Source organism: Nocardia lasii (assembly GCF_042658545.1).
Taxonomy (GTDB): domain Bacteria; phylum Actinomycetota; class Actinomycetes; order Mycobacteriales; family Mycobacteriaceae; genus Nocardia; species Nocardia lasii.
The window spans coordinates 83,065-102,475 of the sequence record NZ_JBHSQN010000001.1; the positions used below are offsets into that span (position 1 = coordinate 83,065).

A 19,411-nucleotide genomic window follows, 5' to 3' on the forward strand; every position below is an offset into this window, starting at 1 on the left:
CACCACCGCGACGGCCGACCGCGCCGAGGTCAGTACTGGCCGCGCAGGTGGGTCACATCGCCCGCCGAGACCGCGCGCTCACCGATCAGCAGCCGCCCGGTGTCGTCGACCCCACCGGCCACCCCGGTCAGCACCGTCCCGCCGGGCAGTTCGGCACGCACCTCGATCCCGATGGTGGCGCACCGATTCCGGTACTCGGCGATCAGATCGGTGGTGTCCCACCCCGCGCGCTCCCACGCGGTGAAGCGACGGGCGAACTCGGCCAGTATCGCGGCCGACAGCGCGGTCCGATCGGTATCGCCCCCCGCCAGCGCCAGCGAGGTCGCGTGCGCCACCGGCAGTTCGGACTGGTCCAGATCGACATTGAGGCCGATGCCGACCACCACCGCGGGCGCGATGCCGGTCACCGCCACCTCGGCCAGGATGCCCGCCAGCTTGCGGCCGTCGAGCAGGACATCGTTGGGCCACTTCAGTTCCGGGGCCACCCCGGCCGTGCCGCGCAGCGCGTCGACCACCGCGATCCCGGTGAGCAACGACAACCAACCCAGCGCCGAGGGGTCGATGCCGGGCAGTCGCACCAGGATCGACAGCGAGATCTGCGCGCGCGGCGGACTCACCCACGCGCGGGCGTGCCGACCGCGACCGCTCACCTGTTCCTCGGCGAGCAGGGCCTGACGGTCGACGGCGGGGTCCTGCGCGCGGGCGACGAGGTCGGCATTGGTCGAACCGGTCGACTCCACCACGTCGATCCGCTCGTAGAACGACAGCCCCGGCGAACCGCGCAGACTCGATACATCGATGGGTGCCCTTGTCATCCCGGTCACGCTACCGGGGCGAGCACAGTGAACCGTCACGACGGCGCGCGACCACCGCTGTCGGTGGTGACCGTCGCGGCCGCAGCCGCACCTAGCTGCGGTTTCTCTCCTGCCTCGGAAATCCGACTTGCCGTGGTGCGCGGCGGTGGCACTCGTTACACTCGCAACCCATGACGAGTGTCCAGCAGCAGCCCGCATCGGATTCGGCGGGCGCCCCCGATATCCACACCACCGCCGGGAAGCTGGCTGATCTGCGGAATCGGCTGGAAGAAGCGCAACACCCGATGGGTGAGACCGCGGTCGACAAGGTGCACGCCAAGGGCAAGATGACCGCGCGTGAGCGCATCCTCGCCCTGGTCGACGAAGGCTCCTTCGTCGAACTCGATGCCCTCGCCAAGCACCGCAGCGTGAATTTCGGCCTCGAGCACAACCGCCCGCTCGGCGACGGCGTCGTCACCGGCTACGGCACCATCGACGGCCGCGACGTGTGCCTGTTCTCCCAGGACGTCACCGTGTTCGGTGGCTCCCTCGGCGAGGTCTACGGCGAGAAGATCGTCAAGGTCATGGACCTGGCGATCAAGACCGGCCGCCCGCTGGTCGGCATCAACGAGGGCGCGGGCGCGCGCATCCAGGAGGGCGTGGTCTCCCTCGGCCTCTACGGCGAGATCTTCCACCGCAACGTGCAGGCCTCCGGCGTGATCCCGCAGATCTCGCTGATCATGGGCGCCGCCGCCGGTGGGCACGTGTACTCCCCCGCGCTCACCGACTTCGTGGTGATGGTCGATCAGACCTCGCAGATGTTCGTCACCGGACCCGACGTGATCAAGACCGTCACCGGTGAAGAGGTCTCCATGGAGGACCTGGGTGGCGCGCACACCCACATGGTCAAGTCCGGCGTGGCCCACTACGTGGCCTCCGGCGAGCAGGACGCCCTCGACTACGTCAAGGAACTGCTGGGCTACCTGCCGAGCAACAACCGCGCCGAGTCCCCCCGCCACGCCCCCACCGACCCGATCGACGGCGCGCTCGAGGACTCGCTCACCGAGGAGGATCTCGAGCTCGACTCGATCATCCCGGACTCGCCGAACCAGCCCTACGACATGCACGAGGTCATCCGTCGCCTGCTCGACGACGACGAGTTCCTCGAGGTGCAGGCCGAGCGCGCGATGAACATCATCATCGGCTTCGGTCGGGTGGACGGGCGCAGCGTCGGCATCGTCGCCAACCAGCCCACCCAGTTCGCCGGCTGTCTCGACATCGACGCCTCGGAGAAGGCCGCGCGCTTCGTGCGCACCTGCGACGCGTTCAACATCCCGATCATCACCCTGGTCGACGTGCCCGGCTTCCTGCCCGGCACCGGCCAGGAATACAACGGCATCATCCGCCGTGGCGCGAAGCTGCTCTATGCCTACGGTGAGGCCACTGTGGGAAAGATCACGATCATCACCCGCAAGGCCTACGGCGGCGCCTACGACGTCATGGGTTCCAAGCACATGGGCGCCGATGTGAACCTGGCGTGGCCGACCGCGCAGATCGCCGTGATGGGCGCCTCGGGTGCCGTCGGGTTCGTCTACCGCAAGCAGCTGGCCGAGGCCGCGAAGAACGGCGACGATGTCGACGCCCTGCGCCTCGAGCTGCAGAACGAGTACGAGGACACCCTGGTGAACCCGTACGTGGCCGCTGAGCGTGGCTACGTCGACGCGGTCATCCCGCCCTCGCACACCCGCGGTCAGATCGTGTCGGCGCTGCGCCTGCTCGAGCGCAAAATGGTGACGTTGCCCCCCAAGAAACACGGCAACATTCCGCTCTGAAATCGCGATATTCCCGAAGAGCCGCGCACACTGATTGTGGCGGACAACTATTGCCGGGCGCGGCTCGACCGGGAATGATCGCGGCAACCGCGCTGTGAAGCGAAGTAAGTGCAGGAAGGATCTGGCACTGTGACAACTGTGGCAGAAGAAGACGTTCTGACAGTCGCCGAGCTCGAGCTCGTCGTCGAACCACTCGTCGAACAGGTCGACCTCACCATCGACGCGGTGGTCGAAGCGCCCGTCGACGCCGTGGGCGAACCGTTGTTCCGCATCGTCAAGGGCTCGCCCACCGACGCCGACATCGCGGCCCTGGTCGCGGTGCTCACCGCCGCGGCGGCCAACGCGCCCGCCGACAGCGGTCCGAGCGGCCCCGCCGACGCGTGGGGCAACTCGACACTGCTGCACCGGGGCACCAACCCGTTCTCGCCGTACGTGTACCCGATGCTGTCGCATCTGCGCTGACGGTGACCAGGCTGGTTCTCGCATCGGCCTCGCCCGCCCGCCTCGAGGTGCTGCGCACCGCGGGGGTCGACCCCGTGGTGCGGGTCTCGGGCGTGGACGAGGACGCGGTGGCGGCGGCACTGCCCGCCGACACCTCTCCCCGCGACGTCGTCGTCGCCCTGGCACGTGCCAAGGCGCTCGACGTCGCCGCGACGATTCCCGAATTCGCCGACGACTGCGTGGTGGTCGGCTGTGATTCGATGCTGCTCGTCGACGGGCAGTTGCAGGGCAAACCGCACACCCCCGAGGTGGCGCGGCAACGCTGGGCCACGATGGCGGGCCGCAGCGCGGAACTACTCACCGGGCACTGCGTGCTGCGGTTGCGCGACGGCCAGGTAGTGGCCGATTCGGCCGAATGCAGCGGCACCACAGTGCATTTCGCGAAGCCGACGGACGCCGAGATCGAGTCCTACATCGCCACGGGCGAACCGCTCCAGGTCGCCGGGGCCTTCACGCTCGACGGGATGGGCGGCTGGTTCGTCGACCGGATCGAGGGTGACCCGTCCAGCGTGATCGGGATCGGGCTACCGCTGTTGCGCAGGCTGCTCGAAGATGTCGGTGTCGGTGTCACGCAGTTGTGGCGGAACGCGGGGCGCTGAGGCCTGCTGTTCGCTGGGCTCGTCGAGCGCGGCGCGTTCGGGCGGCATGGTCAGATCCAGCCGGGCGGTACACAGTTCCGGCTCCACGAACGGGTGCAGCTGCACCCCGACACGCCCGCGCGCGCCGTTGCGTTCGAGCACTTCGCGCATGAGGCCCATGTGCACCCCGCACACCACCTCGGCGTGCGAGCGGGCCAGTTCGCGCAGCGGGCACGCGGTGAGGTTGATCTGCACGTGTTCGGGCGTGTCGCCTGCGGGGTCCTTCTCGGGCGCGAACCCGAGTTCCGACATCAACGACATGGTGATGTCCCTGGCGTCGGCGAGGGTCTCCACCGGTTTGGCGCCGATGTCGACGCGCGAACCCCAGGCGCGACCGGCGGCCACGGCGGCGGCCGAGCGGGTGACGGGGTCGGGGCCGAGGTGGTCGGCCAGCACCTGCGCGAGCTCCTGGTACCCCACCGAGCGCTGCACCGCGCGATAGCCGATGCGGGGGCGACCGCGGCCGCGCGGGGGTTGCTGGAACTGGCGAACCAGCGATTCGCGGGTGAGCACGTCGAGGTGGAATCGCACCGTGGTGACGTGTTGGCCGGTCATCCGCGCGAGTTCCTGGGCGTCGAGGGGCTCGGTGGCGGCACGTAGGATCGCGAGCAGTCGCCGTCGCGGCCAAGAATCCGACATAGCTCACCCCTCCTCTCCAGAGACTTTATCGGACATCCGTGCGCTTTATTCGCCCATTGTGTCGATTCGTGATGTGCCACCACACACTTACCATCGGCTGCGAGTACACACTGATCGCACCCATCCCACTCGCGTGAAGGACCACAACGTGCCCGTCGCCCCGGATCCGCACCCCGCCTTCGGTTCCTACGCCGTCCCGCATCGATTGGTAACCACAGAATGGCTGTCCGCAAACATCGGCGTGCGCGGTTTGCGAATCATCGAGTCCAACGATGACATCCTGCTCTACGACATCGGCCATGTCCCGGGCGCGGTCAAGATCGATTGGCGTGGCGACCTGAGCGACCCGGTGACCCGCGATTACATCGACGGTCCGCGCTTCACCGCGCTGATGCGCGCCAAGGGCATCGAACGCGACGACACCCTGGTGATCTACGGCGATCGCGGCAACGCCCAGGCCGCGCACACCGCCTGGATCTTCACCCTGTTCGGCCACGAGGACGTGCGCCTGCTCGACGGCGGCCGCGACGCCTGGATCTCCGAGGAACGCGACACCACCTTCGACCAGCCCTACCCGATCCCGAGCGAATACCCCGAGGTCGTGCGTGACGACACCGTCGCGCGCGCGTTCCGCGATCAGGTGCTCGCGCGGCTGGGCGATCCGCTCGTCGACGTGCGGTCCGAGCCGGAGTACGCGGGCGAGCACGACGACACCCCGGCCGAGCCCGACGCGGTGCGCGGGCCCGCGTGGTTGCGCTCGGCCGCGTCCTCGGGCCCGGCGACGACCCTGCGCGGCGGACACGTGCCCACCGCGGTGAACATCCCGTGGACCCGGGCGCTCACCATCGACGGCCGATTCCGTCCGCGCGCCGAGCTCGACGAGGTCTACGCGGCGATGCCCGCCCAGGATCTGGTGGCCTACAGCCGGGTCGGTGAGCGATCCAGCCACACCTGGTTCGTCCTGACCTTCCTGCTCGGCCGCAGGTCAGTGCGCAATTACGACGGTTCGTGGATCGAATGGGGCAACTCGGTGCGGCTGCCGGTAGCGGCGGGATCCGAGCCCGGCACAGCGAATCAGTTCATGTGAAACATGTTCACAACTACCGACGCCGCGTAGTGTGACCTGCGACCTACCCGACAGTAGGGCTAGCCGAGTGCCAACAGTGTTGACACACTGCCTACACTCGCCCGAGACGAAAGTTGTCGATACCGGGCACGGGGCCTAACCGGCGACCCGTTCCCCGACGCGACAAAAGATTGCACACAGGAGGCTCAGTGCCCAGCCATGCCAGCGCACGGATCACGAAGGTACTCGTTGCCAACCGCGGCGAGATCGCGGTTCGCGTGATCCGGGCTGCCAAGGACGCGGGAATCACCAGCGTCGCGGTGTACGCCGAGCCCGATGCCGACGCACCCTTCGTGAAGCTCGCCGACGAGGCGTTCGCCCTCGGCGGTCAGACTTCCGCCGAGTCGTACCTCGTGTTCGACAAGATCCTCGACGCCGCGGCCAAGTCCGGCGCCGACGCGATCCACCCCGGCTACGGATTCCTCTCCGAGAACGCCGACTTCGCCCAGGCCGTGATCGACGCCGGGCTCATCTGGATCGGCCCCTCGCCGCAGTCCATCCGCGATCTGGGCGACAAGGTCACCGCGCGCCACATCGCCGAGAAGGCGCAGGCGCCGATGGCCGCGGGCACCAAGGACCCGGTCAAGAACGCCGACGAGGTCGTCGCGTTCGCCAAGGAGTACGGGGTTCCGGTCGCCATCAAGGCGGCGTTCGGTGGCGGTGGTCGCGGCATGAAGGTCGCCCACACCATCGAGGAGATCCCCGAGCTGTTCGAGTCGGCCACCCGTGAGGCCATCGCGGCCTTCGGTCGCGGCGAGTGCTTCGTGGAGCAGTACCTGGACAAGGCCCGCCACGTCGAGGCCCAGGTCATCGCCGACCAGCACGGCAACGTGGTCGTCGCCGGTACCCGCGACTGCTCGCTGCAGCGTCGGTTCCAGAAGCTCGTCGAGGAGGCGCCGGCGCCGTTCCTGTCCGACGAGGTCCGCGCCAAGATCCACGATTCCGCCAAGCGCATCTGCCGTGAGGCCGGCTACTACGGCGCGGGCACCGTGGAGTACCTCGTGCAGGGCGAGACCGTGTCGTTCCTCGAGGTGAACACCCGCCTGCAGGTGGAGCACCCGGTCACCGAGGAGACCGCGGGCATCGACCTGGTGCGTCAGCAGTTCGCCATCGCCAACGGCGAGGAACTGACCATCACCGAGGACCCCACCCCGCGCGGGCACTCCTTCGAGTTCCGGATCAACGGTGAGGACGCCGGTCGCGGCTTCCTGCCCGCCCCCGGCCCGGTCACCGTGTACCGCGAGCCCTCGGGTCCCGGCGTGCGCGTCGACTCCGGCGTGGTGCAGGGCAGCGTCATCGGCGGTCAGTTCGACTCGATGCTGGCCAAGCTGATCGTCACCGGCGAGAACCGCGAGCAGGCGCTGCAGCGTGCGCGTCGCGCGCTGGCCGAGTTCGACGTCGAGGGTCTGGCCACGGTCATCCCGTTCCACCGCGCGGTGATCGAGGATCCCGCCTTCATCGGTGACGGGGAGAAGTTCGACGTCTACACCAAGTGGATCGAGAACGAGTGGAACAACACCGTCGAGCCCTACACCGCCGGTGCCGTCGCCGAGGACGACGATGAGGATCTGCCCCGGCAGAAGGTCGTCGTCGAGGTCGGTGGGCGTCGCGTCGAGGTGTCGCTGCCGGGCCAGTTCAGCCTCGGTGGCGGTGCGGCCGGTGCGGCGGGCAACGGTGTGATCCGCAAGAAGCCGAAGCCGCGCAAGCGTGGCGGGGCCGCGAACGGTGCCGCCTCCGGCGACGCCGTGACGGCGCCGATGCAGGGCACCGTGGTGAAGGTCGCCGTCGAGGAAGGGCAGTCCGTCGAAGCGGGCGACCTGATCGTGGTGCTCGAGGCCATGAAGATGGAGAACCCGGTCAACGCGCACAAGGCCGGTGTGGTGACCGGACTGTCGGTGGCCGCCGGTGCGGCGATCACCCAGGGCACTGTGCTGGCGGAGATCAAGTAACACGTCAGACGTACACGGGCGCCGATCGAGTGCGATCGGCGCCCGTTGTCGTCTGGGTGGTCGATACCGGAGCCGGAGGCTGCCGCGCGGGGGTTCGGTTGGTCGTCGCCGCGGCGGTGATCGTGCCGGACGAGTGGGCATAGCCCCGGTTAACGAGCGGCGAAGAACGCGTTCGGTCCCCGGTTCACGCGCGGGGCCTGTCGTATCGTGGATCAGGTGACCAGCAGCGCGCACACCGAGCAGGGCCCGTCCGCACCGCCGGGGTCGGTCCCGGTGGCCGAGGTCATCCGAAGTCGCCGAGCGGCCGGGCATCGCGACGACGGGCATCGGCTGGCGCTGGTGATCGAGGGTGGCGGTAGCCGGGGGGTGTATTCCAGCGGGATGGTGCAGGCGCTCGAGGAGATGGGGTTGTCGGCGGTGTTCGACGCCGTCTACGGGACTTCCGCCGGGGCGATCAACGGGGCGTGGCTGCTGTGTGGGCGGGCGGCGACGGGGATGCGGTCGTGGACCGATCCGGTGATCATGCGCCGCGTGGTCGACCCGGTGCGGATCGTGCGCGGGCGGCCCGTGTTCGATCTGCGCTATCTCGTGCACCGGGTGTACGACGGGATCGAGCCGATGGACTTTCCCGCGATCCTGGCCAATCCGACCACCTTCCACCCGATCGCGACCGACATTCGGACCGGTCGGTCCGTGGACCTCGCGCCCTACATCACCGATAAACGCACCCTCATGACCGCGCTGCGGGCCTCGGCGGGCCTCCCCCTGCTGGCAGGGCCGCCCGTGCGCCTCGGCGAGGGCAGCTACTTCGACGGCGGTCTCACCGAAACCGTCCCGATCCGCACCGCGGTCACCGCGGGCGCCACCCACGCCCTGGTCCTGCGCACCCGCCGCACCGACGAACGGCGCCCGCCCGCTCCCCTGCTGCACCGCGTGATCGGCGGCGGCTATATGCGCGCCATCGCCCCCGGCGCCTTCCGCGCCTGGAACCAGCGCCCCGCCCAGCAGGCGATCGAGGACGGCTTCCTCGCCGACCTGGGCGAACAGGTCCTCCAGATCCACCCACCGGCCGGCTCCCCCGCGATCGACAGCGCCGCCCGCGACACCGACCTGCTCACCCGGGCCCTCGACATCGGCCGCACCGCCGTCCACGCGATACTCGGCACCAGCACACCGCGCACCGCCTGAACGTCCACCCGGGGCGTGGCCGACTGTCGGCTCGACCCGAACGCTCGGGGCCACAGGTTCTGGATCAGGTCGACCTCGCGCAGTTCCTTGCGGGTGTCGCGCGGGTTCCACCGGGTCCAAGCCACGCCCTACGACCGGTAGCGGCGACCGCCACTATGCTCGCCGGGTGGAACCGATCGAGATCAACGCAGGCTCCTGGTACCTGCGCGCCCTGCGCGCCGACGAGCGCATCGACGACCGTCCCGCACTGGCCGACGGCGGCATCACCGATCCCGACTACGTCGCCACCCGCTCGGCCCAGTGGGCCGACGAAACCCACTTCTCATGGGCGGTCTGCGTGCCGACGACCGCGGAACTGGTCGCCGAGATCGGCGTGACACCGGGCCCCGACGACACCGCCGAGGTCACCGGCTGGGCGCGGCCGGGCGAGGACGAGGCACTGTCCGCCGGCCTCGCCTCGGTCCACCGCTTCGTCGCCGGCGCGCTCGGCTTGACCGTCACACCGGACTGACCGAGCCGCCCGGCGACTAGCCGAGGTCGCGCGACAGCACCGCGTCCAGGGCGTCGACCGCCTGATCCAGCTCGTCCTCGGTCACCGTCAGCGCAGGCCGGAACCGAATCCCCTGCTCACCGGTGCCGAGCAACAGCACCCGCTCGCTTTCACGCAGTTCCGTCACCACCCGGTCACGCAGCTCGGGGCTGGTCAGGGTGATCGCGCACATCAGACCGCGCCCGCGCGGCTCGCTCACCTTGTCGGGGTGCGCGGCGGCCAGCTTCTCGAGCCGGTCGAGCAGGTAGGCGCCCAGTGGCACCGCGCGCTCGACCAGCTGGTCCTGCTCGATCACCTCGAGAATGCGGCGGGTGCGCACCATGTCGGTGAGGTTGCCGCCCCAGGTGGAGTTGAGCCGTGAGCTCACCGCGAACACATTGTCGGGCACCTCGTCCACGCGCCCACCGGCCATGATCCCGCAGACCTGGGTCTTCTTCCCGAAGGCCACCACATCGGGCTGCACGCCCAGCTGCTGGAACGCCCAGGTGGTGCCGGTCATGCCGACGCCGGTCTGCACCTCGTCGAGGATGAACAGCGCGTCGTTGGCGTGACACAGCCGCTGCATGGCCGCGAGGAACTCCGGTCGCAGGTGGCGGTCACCGCCCTCGCCCTGGATCGGTTCGGCGATGAAGCAGGCGATGTCGTGCGGGTTGTCGGCGAAGGCCTGTTCGGCCTGGGCCAGCGCCTCGGCCTCGAGCGCGTCGAGGTCGGGCCCGGCGAAAGTATGCGGTGTGTCGATGCGCGGCCAGGAGAATTTCGGGAATCGGGCGGTCTTGACCGGATCGGTATTGGTCAGCGACATCGTGTAGCCGCTGCGCCCGTGGAACGCGCCGGTCAGGTGCAGGACCTTGGTGCCGAGTTCGGCCGGTCGACCGTGCGATTCGTTGTGTCGACTCTTCCAATCGAAAGCGACTTTGAGCGCGTTCTCCACCGCCAACGCGCCGCCGTCGACGAAGAACAGGTGCGGCAGCCCCTGATCGCCGAGTACGCGCGCGAAGGTGTCGACGAACCGCGCCATCTCGACGGTGTAGATGTCGGAATTGCTCGGTTTGTTGAGCGCGGCGACGGCCAGTTCGGCGAGGAAATCCTCGTCGCCCGCCAACGCGGGATGGTTCATTCCCAGCGCGTTGGAGGCGAAGAAGCCGAACATGTCGAGATAGCTGGTGCCGTCACGCTCGTCGACCAAGGTGCGGCCGTGCGACGCGCGTAGGTCGAGCACTAGCTCGAAGCCGTCCGCGAGGATGTGCGAGGACAAGGTTTCGTGGACCCGGTCGGCGGGGATGACCGCGGTCTGTGGGCTCTCGAGTTCGATGGTCACGAGACCGACGATACGCAAAGATTTACGGAAGTTCTAGCCAACCCCGGATCAATTTACGGAGGATCACTACTTGTCATAGAATGTCTGCAGGATGATCGTGCTGCGGGTGTGGACGTTGGCCGTGGCTCTGATCTCCTGCAGCAGATGTTCCAGATGCCGCGGCGAGGCCACCCGCACCAGCAGCACGTAGCTCTCCTCGCCCGCGACGGAGTGGCATCCCTCGATGCCAGGAATGTGCTGCAACAATGCCGGCGCGTCATCGGGCTGGGATGGGTCGAGAGGAGTGATCGCCACGAACGCCGACAACAGGTGCCCGAGTGCCTCGGGGTCCACTTGCGCCGCGTACCCGCGGATCACCCCGCGCGCTTCGAGTCGGCGCACTCGCGATTGCACGGCCGACACCGAAAGGCTGGCCTTCTCAGCCAGATTCGACAAGGTCGCGCGACCATCGCTCATCAGTTCTTTGATCAATAGTCGATCGATGTCGTCGAGCTGGGGTCGAGCCGGTGTATCCGCCATCAGCGAAGGCTAACCCAGTGCGGGGGCTGCGCGGGGAAAACTACTTTCCCGTTCCCCACCGAATTGCCCCGAACTTTTCCGTGAGTCGTACCAACGAGCAGACAGCAGAAGGTGAGTCGAGAACCGATGACCCAGACCGTGACCGAGAACTTCTCCGAGCAGCTCGCCCTGCGTGCCGGGGCCCTGCTGCACAGCCTCGGCGCCACCCTGCCCGACCCGGGCCCGCTGGTGGCGCGCACCCCGATCTCCGGCGGCGCCCTGCTGCCGCTGACCGTCGACACCCCCGCCGAGGTCGACGCCGCGATCGGCCGTGCCGCAACGGCTTTCGAGTCGTGGCGCACGGTGCCCGCGCCCGTGCGGGCCGGCCTGGTGCGCCGGTTGGCCCAGTTGCTGGTGACCCACAGTGACGAATTGGCCGAGCTGGTGAGCCTGGAGGCGGGCAAGATCGGGCCCGAGGCGCTGGGCGAAGTGCAGGAGATGATCGACGTCTGCGAGTTCGCGATCGGCCTGTCGCGCCAGCTCTACGGCGCCACCATGCCGTCGGAGCGTCCCGGCCATCGCCTGATGGAGACGTGGCATCCGCTCGGGGTGGTCGGGGTGATCTCGGCGTTCAACTTCCCGGTCGCGGTGTGGGCGTGGAATACCGCGATCGCGCTGGTGTGCGGTGACACGGTGGTGTGGAAGCCCTCGGAGACGACGCCGTTGACGGCGCTGGCCTGTCACACGTTGCTGCGTCGCGCGGCGGCCGAGGTGGGCGCCGATCCCGAAGTGCACCAACTGATTCAGGGCGACGGCTCGGTCGGTTCGGTCCTGGTCGACGACCCCCGCGTCGCGCTGCTCAGCGCCACCGGTTCGGTGCGGATGGGCGCCACGGTCGCGCCGAAGGTCGCCGCCCGGTTCGGCCGCTGCCTGCTGGAACTGGGTGGCAACAACGCCGCGATCGTCGCGCCGAGCGCGGACCTGGAACTGGCGGTGCGCGGCATCGTGTTCTCGGCGGCGGGCACGGCCGGGCAGCGGTGCACGAGTCTGCGCCGGTTGATCGTGCACTCCTCGATCGCCGATCAGCTGGTGGATCGACTCGCCGCGGCCTATGGCCAACTGCCCGTGGGCAATCCGCTCGATGACGGCGTGCTGGTCGGCCCGCTGATCAACGAGCGCGCCTTCACCGCGATGCAGGACGCGCTGTCGGGCGCGGTCGCGCAGGGCGGCGAGATCGTCTGCGGCGGCGAACGCGTCGACGTGCTCGGCCCGGAGTCCTACTACGTGCGTCCCGCCCTGGTTCGCATGCCCGCCCAGACCGAGCTGGTGCGCGAGGAGACCTTCGCCCCGATCCTCTACGTGCTCACCTACGACGAGATCGACGAGGCCATCGCACTGAACAACGGTGTGCCGCAGGGTCTTTCCTCGTCCATCTTCACCCTCGATCAGCGTGAAGCCGAGCAGTTCCTCACCCATTCCGACTGTGGCATCGCCAATGTCAACATCGGCACCTCGGGCGCGGAGATCGGCGGGGCGTTCGGCGGGGAGAAGAACACCGGCGGCGGGCGCGAGTCCGGTTCGGATTCCTGGAAGGCCTACATGCGCCGCGCCACCAACACGATCAACTACTCCACCGAGCTCCCCCTCGCCCAGGGCATCCATTTCGGCTGATCAGAGGGCGATTTCGCATTCTGCCCACCTGCGTGTAAAGTTGTCTTTGCAACGCGGGATGGAGCAGCTCGGTAGCTCGCTGGGCTCATAACCCAGAGGTCGTAGGTTCAAATCCTGCTCCCGCTACTACGAAGAAGGCCCCGAAGTTCTCACTTCGGGGCCTTCTTCTATTGTCCCAGCCGCAGCGTCCAGTTCCCTCGGTAGTGCAGCCGGGTCACACTCGCCGGCGCGACATCCAGGCGCCAGAACGACTTCGCCGGTGCGTCGAGCACACACAGCAGCGCCGCGCGCACCACGGCCGGATGGGTCACCGCGACCGTGTCGCGCCCGGCCGAGGCGATCTCGGCCAGCCAGAACCGCACCCGTTCGACCAGGTCGGTGATCGATTCGCCGCCGTGGCCACGGAATTCGGGATCGGTCAGCCAGGCGAACAGTTGATCCTGATCGAGTTGGCCCATCGCGCTGCCCCGCCACGCACCGGCGTCGAGGTCTCGTAATCGCACGTCCTGCTCGCCGACCAGCCCCAACTCCTGCGCGGTCTCGCGCACCCGTCGTTCCGGGCCCAGCCGTACCAGCGCGTCGACCAGCGGCGCGCACGCGCGCACCGCGGCCCGCCCCGACTCGTCCAGGGGTTCGTCAACAGGAAAACGCGCCTTACGTACCGCCTCGGTAAGGCCATGGCCGACAAGGTCGACTCTCAGCACCGTTTGCACGAGAGTCGAGGGTAACCTCGCCTGCGACCTACGCCACACGCCGGGCCGCGCACCGGGCCGGTCATCGCGACATTCGCGCTGGTCGGCGTCTGCGAGGTCGGCGAAGTTGTCGGTGGGTCGGTGCACACTTGGTGACATGGACCGGTTCTCTCCCGCTACCGCGCAGTGGTTCGACGGTGCCTTCCCCGGCGCGACGTCGGCCCAGCTCGGCGCGTGGGAGGCGATCGCGGCCGGGGAGAACACGCTCGTGATCGCGCCGACCGGGTCCGGCAAGACCCTGTCGGCGTTCCTGTGGGCGATCGACCAGCTCTCGCAGCGGGAGCCACCGGAGAAGGGGGCCGCACGCGGCACCTCGGTGCTGTACGTGTCGCCGTTGAAGGCGCTGGCGGTGGATGTGGAGCGCAATCTGCGCGCGCCGCTGGTGGGAGTGACGCAAACGGCGAAACGGTTGGGGCTCGATCCGCCGGAGATCTCGGTGGGTGTGCGCTCCGGCGATACTCCGCCCGCGGTGCGTCGCGCGATGCTGCGCACCCCGCCCGACATTCTCATCACCACACCCGAATCGCTGTTCCTGCTGTTGACCTCGGCCGCGCGGGAAACGCTCGCGCGGGTGAACACGGTGATCGTCGACGAGGTGCACGCCATCGCCGGGTCCAAGCGCGGGGCGCACCTGGCGTTGTCGCTGGCTCGCCTCGATCAGCTCACCGCGCGGCCCGCGCAGCGGATCGGCCTGTCGGCCACGGTGCGTCCGCCCGAGGAGGTGGGCCGGTTCCTGGTCGGGAACGCGCCGATCACCATCGTGCGCCCGCCCGCGCCGAAGACCTTCGACCTGTCGGTGCGGGTGCCGGTGGCCGATATGACCGACCCCGGCGGCGATTCCGATCAGCCGGGCTCGATCTGGCCGCATGTGGACGAGGCCATCGTCGACCTGGTGCTCGAGCACCGCTCCTCGATCGTGTTCGCGAACTCGCGGCGACTGTCGGAACGGTTGACCGCCCGGCTGAACGAGGCCTACGCGGTCCGGTTGGGCGAACCGGTGCCGACCGAGCACGCCCCGCCCGCGCAGCTCGGGCCGAGCACCGAGGTGATCCACGGCGCCGATCACCTGTTGGCCCGCGCCCATCACGGGTCGGTCAGCAAGGAGCAGCGCGCCATCATCGAAGACGACCTCAAGACCGGTCGGCTGCGCTGCGTGGTGGCCACCAGCAGTCTCGAGCTGGGGATCGACATGGGCGCGGTGGACCTGGTGGTGCAGGTGGAGGCGCCGCCGTCGGTGGCCAGCGGGTTGCAGCGGGTGGGTCGCGCGGGCCACCAGGTCGGTGAGGTCTCGCGCGGAGTGCTGTTCCCCAAGCACCGCACCGACGTGATCCACTGCACCGTCGCCGCCGGGCGCATGCTCGCGGGCGAGATCGAGAAGCTCCAGATCCCGGCCCATCCGCTCGACATCCTCGCCCAGCAGACCGTCGCGGCCTGCGCGCTGGAACCCCTCGACGTCGATGCCTGGTTCGACATCGTCCGCGCCACCGGCAGCTACGCGAGCCTGCCCCGCTCGGCCTACGAATCGGTGCTCGACCTGCTGGCCGGGCGCTACCCCTCCGACGAGTTCGCCGAACTGCGCCCCCGGGTGGTGTGGGATCGCGACGCGGGCACCATCACCGGGCGTCCCGGCGCCCAACGGCTGGCGGTGACCTCCGGTGGCGCGATTCCCGACCGTGGCATGTTCGCGGTGTTCATGGTGGGCGAGAAGGCTTCTCGGGTCGGCGAACTCGATGAGGAGATGGTCTACGAATCCCGCGTGGGTGACGTGTTCGCGCTCGGGGCGACCAGTTGGCGGATCGAGGAGATCACCTTCGACCGGGTGCTGGTGTCACCGGCGTTCGGGATGCCGGGGCGGTTGCCGTTCTGGCACGGTGACGGGTTGGGGCGGCCTGCCGAATTGGGCGCGGCGCTGGGCGAATTCGTGCGAACGGCGGGTCAGGTACCCGCGGACGAGTTGAGCCGGATCGTGGCGAATATGGGTGTCTCGGAGCCGATGGCGCTGGGCGAGGTGATGGCGGAAGTTTCCGCGGCCGGGCCTGAGACGCCCGCGAAGAAGGGCGGGCGGAAGAAGGCGCCGGCGAAGGCGGCCGAGCAGGGCAAGGCCGCGGCACGGCTCGAACAGCTGGTGCGCACCGCCGGGCTCGATCAGAACGCGACGGCGAATCTGGTCAGCCTGCTCGACGAACAGCGCAGTGCGACAGGGCAATTGCCGACCGACCGGACGCTCGTCGTGGAGCGGTTCCGCGATGAGCTCGGCGACTGGCGGTTGGTCCTGCACTCCCCCTACGGCACCCCGGTCCACGCGCCGTGGGCGCTGGCGGTGGGTGCGCGCCTGCAAGAGCAATTCGGCATCGACGCCGCCCCGACCGCCTCCGACGACGGCATCGTGGTGCGGCTACCCGACACCACCGACCAACCCCCCGGCGCCGAACTGTTCGCCTTCGAGCCCGACGAGATCGACGACATCGTCACCGAACAGGTCGGCGGCTCAGCCCTTTTCGCGTCCCGGTTCCGCGAGTGCGCCGCCAGGGCGCTGCTGCTGCCGCGCCGTGATCCCGGTAAGCGCGCGCCGCTGTGGCAGCAGCGTCAGCGTTCGGCCCAATTGCTCGATGTGGCGCGCAAGTTCCCGCAGTTCCCGATCCTGCTGGAAACCGTGCGCGAGTGTCTGCGCGATGTGTACGACCTGCCCGCGCTGCGCGATCTGCTCACCAAGGTCGCCCGGCGCGAGATCCGCCTGATCGAGGTCGAGACCGCGTCCCCGTCGCCGTTCGCGGGCGCCCTGCTGTTCTCCTACATCGGCCAGTTCCTCTACGACGGCGACAGTCCCCTGGCCGAACGGCGCGCCGCCGCACTGGCGTTGGACTCGAGCCTGCTCGCCGAACTCCTCGGCCGGGTGGAACTGCGCGAACTGCTCGACCCCGCCGTGCTCACCCTCACCGAGCGAGAACTTCAACGCCTCACCCCCGACCGCCAGGCCCGCGACCCCGAGGGCCTGGCCGACCTCCTGCGCCTGCTCGGCCCCCTCACCCCCGTGGAAGCCGCCGCCCGCTGCGTGCCCCGCCCCGCGTCCGGGCGCGCGCTGTCCGAAGACGGTTCACCAGACAGCGACAACACCTCCGACAGGGAAGCGCTCGATGTGTCGGCCGACTCCGACGCACCCGATTGGTTCGCCGAACTGCGGGATTCGCGTCGGGCGCTGGAGGTTTCGTTCGCCGGGCGGACCTGGTGGGTGGCGGTGGAGGACGCCGCTCGGCTGCGGGACGCGCTGGGGGTGCCGCTGCCGATAGGGGTGCCCGCGGCGTTCATCGAACCGGTGCCCGATCCGCTCGGCGACCTCGTCGGCCGCTTCGCCCGCACGCACGCGCCGTTCACCACCGCCGATGTCGCCGCCCGCTTCGGCCTCGGCACGGCGGTGGCCGCCACCTCCCTGCACCGCCTGCTCGCCGAAAAGCGCGTGGTGGAGGGCGAATTCACCCCCGACACCGCCGGTGGGGAATGGTGCGATGCCCAGGTTCTGCGGCGCCTGCGCCGACGTTCGCTGGCAGCCGCGCGCCACGAGGTCGAGCCGGTCTCGACCGCCGCGTTCGGGCGCTTCCTCCCGTCCTGGCAGCACGTCGGCACCGGCGAACTGCGTGGCGTCGACGGGGTCGCGACGGTGGTGGAACAGCTCGCGGGCGTGCCCGTTCCGGCCTCGGCGTGGGAGTCGCTGATCCTGCCGATGCGCGTGCGCGACTACTCCCCCGCCATGCTCGACGAACTGATGGCGACCGGCGAAGTGGTGTGGTCGGGCCACGGCGCCATCACCGCCCGCGACGGCTGGATCGCCCTACACCTCACCGACCATGCCCCCTTCACCCTCCCCCCACCCGACGACATCGACCCCACCGACACCCAATTCAACCTCCTCGTAGCCCTGGGCGCCGAACTCGAACCCTGGCCACCAGGAACCGACCACCAGGTGATCGACCTGGACGCGATCGCCGCTGGCAGCCCGATCACGCCCACCGACCCTGCGTCCTCACTCAACGACGGCGCAGACACCCCCGGCGCACCCATCGGTCCCACCGCGGTGGCCGGGGCCGACCGAACCACTCCCGCGTCCCGAGGCGGAGGCGAGTCCGCTCGGCGACTGCCGACGAACCTGCGGGGTGGCGGGGCGTACTTCTTCCGGCAGCTCTCCGATGCCACCGGGCTGCTGGACGACAAGGCGGCGGGTGCGGCGTTGTGGCAGCTGGTGTGGGCCGGGTATGTCTCCGGCGACACCTTCGCTCCCGTGCGGGCCCTGCTGGCGGGGACGGCCCGCAGCACCACGGCCCATCGCAGCCCTCGCCGCGCACCTCGCGGTCGCGCGTATCTTCCGCGCCCCTCGCTGCCGACCCGCGCGGGGCCGCCGAATCTGGCCGGGCGGTGGTCGATCCTGCCGGAGCGCGTGCAGGACAACACCGTTCGCGCCCACGCCACCGCCGATCAACTCATCGAGCGCTACGGCATTCTCACGCGCGGGTCCGTGCAGAACGAGGGGATCGCGGGCGGTTTCCAGCTGATGTACCGGGTGCTCACCGAGTTCGAGGATCGGGGTCGGGCGCGGCGCGGCTATTTCGTCGACACCCTCGGCGGCGCCCAGTTCTCCACCACCGACACCGTCGACCGTCTGCGCTCCTTCGACACCGACCGCGACAGCACCCGAACGGGCGTCGCCGTCGCCCTGGCGGCCTGCGACCCCGCGAACCCCTACGGCGCCGCCCTGCCGTGGCCCAAGGGCGACGCCGAGGGTGGGCACCGACCGGGGCGCAAAGCCGGGGCGCTGGTGGTGCTCGTCGGCGGTGAGCTGGTGCTCTACCTGGAACGTGGCGGCAAGACGCTGCTCAGTTTCACCGAGGACATCGGTCTGCGCCGGGTGGCCGCCGTCGCCATGGCCGCGCTCGTGCACGACCGCCGGGTCGACCAGCTGGTGATCGACAAGATCAACGGGGAGACCGTGCACGGCAACCTGTTCGGCGATGTCCTCGTCGAAGCCGGCTTCTCGATGACCCCGAGTGGTCTGCGCCTGCGCAGGCAGGTGTGAGCCGATGCCCGAGGGCGACACGGTCTTTCGCACCGCCGAACGACTCCGCACCGCACTGGTCGGTAAAACCCTGACCCGCAGCGACTTTCGTGTGCCCCGGTACGCGACGGTCGATCTCGTCGGTGAGCCGGTGACCGAGGTCGGCAGCTACGGCAAGCACCTGTTCATCCGCACCGAACGGTTCAGCATCCACACTCATCTCGAGATGGAGGGCGAGTGGCGGGTGTTCCACTGCGGCCAACGCTGGACCAAACCTCGGGTCACCGCGCGGCTGGTGCTGGCCAACGACGAGGTCGAGGCGGTCGGCTTCGCGCTGGGCAAGGTCGAGGTCGTGCCCAGCGCCGACGAGCACACCCTCATCGACCACCTCGGCCCCGACCTGCTCGGCCCGAACTGGGACCCGACCGAGGCGCACCGCCGGCTCACCGAATACCCCCGCCGCACCATCGGCGCGGCCCTGCTCGACCAGCGCAACCTGGCGGGCATCGGCAATATCTACCGCAGCGAGATCTGCTTCCTGCGCCGCGTCCACCCCGCCACCCCCGTCGCCGACATCCCCGACCTACCCGCCCTGATCGACGAATCCCACCGCGTCCTGAACAAGGCAGCCCACCAACCCCCGTGGCGCCCCATGGTCTACGGCCGAACCCGCCGCCCCTGCCCCCGCTGCGGCACCGCCATCGCCTCCCGCCTCCTCGACGACGACCACCCCACCGACCGCATCACCCAGCGCGAACGCGGCATCTACTTCTGCCCCCGCTGCCAACCGGACCCCTGATCGAACGACCGAAACCTCACAGCACAAAGACCCGTGCCTGGCCGAAGGGCTCCCACACGCGTGCCCACGCCTCACCGACCGGGCGCGGCTCGACCCCCGCACGAGGACCCGC

Annotated in this window: 15 protein-coding genes and 1 tRNA gene; 11 read left to right on the plus strand and 5 right to left on the minus strand. The window is 69.4% G+C overall.

Going from position 1 to position 19,411, the window contains the following annotated elements:
• Positions 1-29: 29 nt before the first annotated feature.
• Complete coding sequence (locus ACFP3H_RS00435; RefSeq protein ID WP_378597981.1) at positions 30-815, minus strand: biotin--[acetyl-CoA-carboxylase] ligase; 786 nt, start codon at positions 813-815, stop codon at positions 30-32.
• A 170-nt stretch (positions 816-985) separates the two neighbouring features.
• Between ACFP3H_RS00435 and ACFP3H_RS00440 the strand changes: the two genes are divergently transcribed.
• The 3 genes from ACFP3H_RS00440 (at position 986) to ACFP3H_RS00450 (ending at position 3,726) form a co-directional block, all read left to right on the plus strand.
• Positions 986-2,626 carry an acyl-CoA carboxylase subunit beta gene (locus tag ACFP3H_RS00440; RefSeq protein WP_378597983.1) on the plus strand — a complete coding sequence of 547 codons (1,641 nt, stop codon included), beginning with the start codon at positions 986-988 and terminating at the stop codon, positions 2,624-2,626.
• A 138-nt stretch (positions 2,627-2,764) separates the two neighbouring features.
• Positions 2,765-3,088, plus strand: coding sequence for an acyl-CoA carboxylase subunit epsilon (locus tag ACFP3H_RS00445; protein WP_378597984.1), 324 nt, complete (start codon positions 2,765-2,767; stop codon positions 3,086-3,088).
• Positions 3,089-3,090: 2 nt separating this feature from the next.
• Positions 3,091-3,726 carry a Maf family protein gene (locus tag ACFP3H_RS00450; protein WP_378597986.1) on the plus strand — a complete coding sequence of 212 codons (636 nt, stop codon included), beginning with the start codon at positions 3,091-3,093 and terminating at the stop codon, positions 3,724-3,726.
• Here the strand turns inward: ACFP3H_RS00450 and ACFP3H_RS00455 are convergent.
• Entirely contained in the window at positions 3,652-4,404 is a 753-nt protein-coding gene (locus ACFP3H_RS00455; protein WP_378597988.1) for a helix-turn-helix transcriptional regulator, read from the minus strand. The genes ACFP3H_RS00450 and ACFP3H_RS00455 overlap by 75 nt on opposite strands.
• Positions 4,405-4,552: 148 nt before the next feature.
• On the opposite strand from ACFP3H_RS00455, the gene ACFP3H_RS00460 reads away from it, so the two are divergent.
• The 4 genes from ACFP3H_RS00460 (at position 4,553) to ACFP3H_RS00475 (ending at position 9,178) form a co-directional block, all read left to right on the plus strand.
• Positions 4,553-5,491 carry a sulfurtransferase gene (locus ACFP3H_RS00460; RefSeq protein WP_378599565.1) on the plus strand — a complete coding sequence of 313 codons (939 nt, stop codon included), beginning with the start codon at positions 4,553-4,555 and terminating at the stop codon, positions 5,489-5,491.
• Between the two features lie 188 nt (positions 5,492-5,679).
• Positions 5,680-7,479, plus strand: coding sequence for an acetyl/propionyl/methylcrotonyl-CoA carboxylase subunit alpha (locus tag ACFP3H_RS00465; protein WP_378597990.1), 1,800 nt, complete (start codon positions 5,680-5,682; stop codon positions 7,477-7,479).
• 216 nt (positions 7,480-7,695) lie between these two features.
• On the plus strand, positions 7,696-8,667 hold the full coding sequence (locus tag ACFP3H_RS00470) for a patatin-like phospholipase family protein (protein ID WP_378597992.1): 972 nt from the start codon (positions 7,696-7,698) through the stop codon (positions 8,665-8,667).
• Positions 8,668-8,833: 166 nt separating this feature from the next.
• A complete protein-coding gene (locus tag ACFP3H_RS00475; RefSeq protein WP_378597994.1) occupies positions 8,834-9,178 on the plus strand; it encodes a hypothetical protein in 345 nt (114 codons plus the stop codon).
• Between the two features lie 16 nt (positions 9,179-9,194).
• On the opposite strand, the gene lat is transcribed toward ACFP3H_RS00475, so the two are convergent.
• The gene (gene lat, locus ACFP3H_RS00480; protein ID WP_378597996.1) at positions 9,195-10,535 is read right to left on the minus strand and encodes an L-lysine 6-transaminase; all 1,341 of its coding nucleotides are present in this window, start codon (positions 10,533-10,535) and stop codon (positions 9,195-9,197) included.
• Between the two features lie 66 nt (positions 10,536-10,601).
• Positions 10,602-11,054 carry an Lrp/AsnC family transcriptional regulator gene (locus ACFP3H_RS00485; protein ID WP_378597998.1) on the minus strand — a complete coding sequence of 151 codons (453 nt, stop codon included), beginning with the start codon at positions 11,052-11,054 and terminating at the stop codon, positions 10,602-10,604.
• A gap of 126 nt (positions 11,055-11,180) precedes the next feature.
• On the opposite strand from ACFP3H_RS00485, the gene amaB reads away from it, so the two are divergent.
• Positions 11,181-12,704 carry an L-piperidine-6-carboxylate dehydrogenase gene (amaB, locus tag ACFP3H_RS00490; RefSeq protein ID WP_378598000.1) on the plus strand — a complete coding sequence of 508 codons (1,524 nt, stop codon included), beginning with the start codon at positions 11,181-11,183 and terminating at the stop codon, positions 12,702-12,704.
• A 52-nt stretch (positions 12,705-12,756) separates the two neighbouring features.
• A tRNA-Met gene (locus tag ACFP3H_RS00495) sits at positions 12,757-12,830 on the plus strand.
• Between the two features lie 41 nt (positions 12,831-12,871).
• Here ACFP3H_RS00495 and ACFP3H_RS00500 read toward each other — a convergent pair.
• Positions 12,872-13,408 (minus strand): histidine phosphatase family protein, encoded by a 537-nt coding sequence (locus ACFP3H_RS00500; protein ID WP_465263747.1) that lies wholly within the window; start codon positions 13,406-13,408, stop codon positions 12,872-12,874.
• Positions 13,409-13,553: 145 nt separating this feature from the next.
• On the opposite strand from ACFP3H_RS00500, the gene ACFP3H_RS00505 reads away from it, so the two are divergent.
• Together ACFP3H_RS00505 and ACFP3H_RS00510 are read left to right on the plus strand one after the other, a co-directional pair.
• On the plus strand, positions 13,554-18,521 hold the full coding sequence (locus ACFP3H_RS00505; protein ID WP_378598004.1) for an Lhr family ATP-dependent helicase: 4,968 nt from the start codon (positions 13,554-13,556) through the stop codon (positions 18,519-18,521).
• A 4-nt stretch (positions 18,522-18,525) separates the two neighbouring features.
• Complete coding sequence (locus ACFP3H_RS00510; RefSeq protein ID WP_378598006.1) at positions 18,526-19,299, plus strand: Fpg/Nei family DNA glycosylase; 774 nt, start codon at positions 18,526-18,528, stop codon at positions 19,297-19,299.
• The last annotated feature ends 112 nt before the right edge of the window (positions 19,300-19,411 follow it).

Coding starts and splice junctions, on each gene's coding strand:
- ACFP3H_RS00435 (WP_378597981.1), bottom strand. CDS start 815: ATGACAAGGGCACCCATCGATGTATCGAGTCTGCGCGGTTCGCCGGGG.
- ACFP3H_RS00440 (WP_378597983.1), top strand. CDS start 986: ATGACGAGTGTCCAGCAGCAGCCCGCATCGGATTCGGCGGGCGCCCCC.
- ACFP3H_RS00455 (WP_378597988.1), bottom strand. CDS start 4,404: ATGTCGGATTCTTGGCCGCGACGGCGACTGCTCGCGATCCTACGTGCC.
- ACFP3H_RS00485 (WP_378597998.1), bottom strand. CDS start 11,054: ATGGCGGATACACCGGCTCGACCCCAGCTCGACGACATCGATCGACTA.
- amaB (WP_378598000.1), top strand. CDS start 11,181: ATGACCCAGACCGTGACCGAGAACTTCTCCGAGCAGCTCGCCCTGCGT.
- ACFP3H_RS00505 (WP_378598004.1), top strand. CDS start 13,554: ATGGACCGGTTCTCTCCCGCTACCGCGCAGTGGTTCGACGGTGCCTTC.
- ACFP3H_RS00510 (WP_378598006.1), top strand. CDS start 18,526: ATGCCCGAGGGCGACACGGTCTTTCGCACCGCCGAACGACTCCGCACC.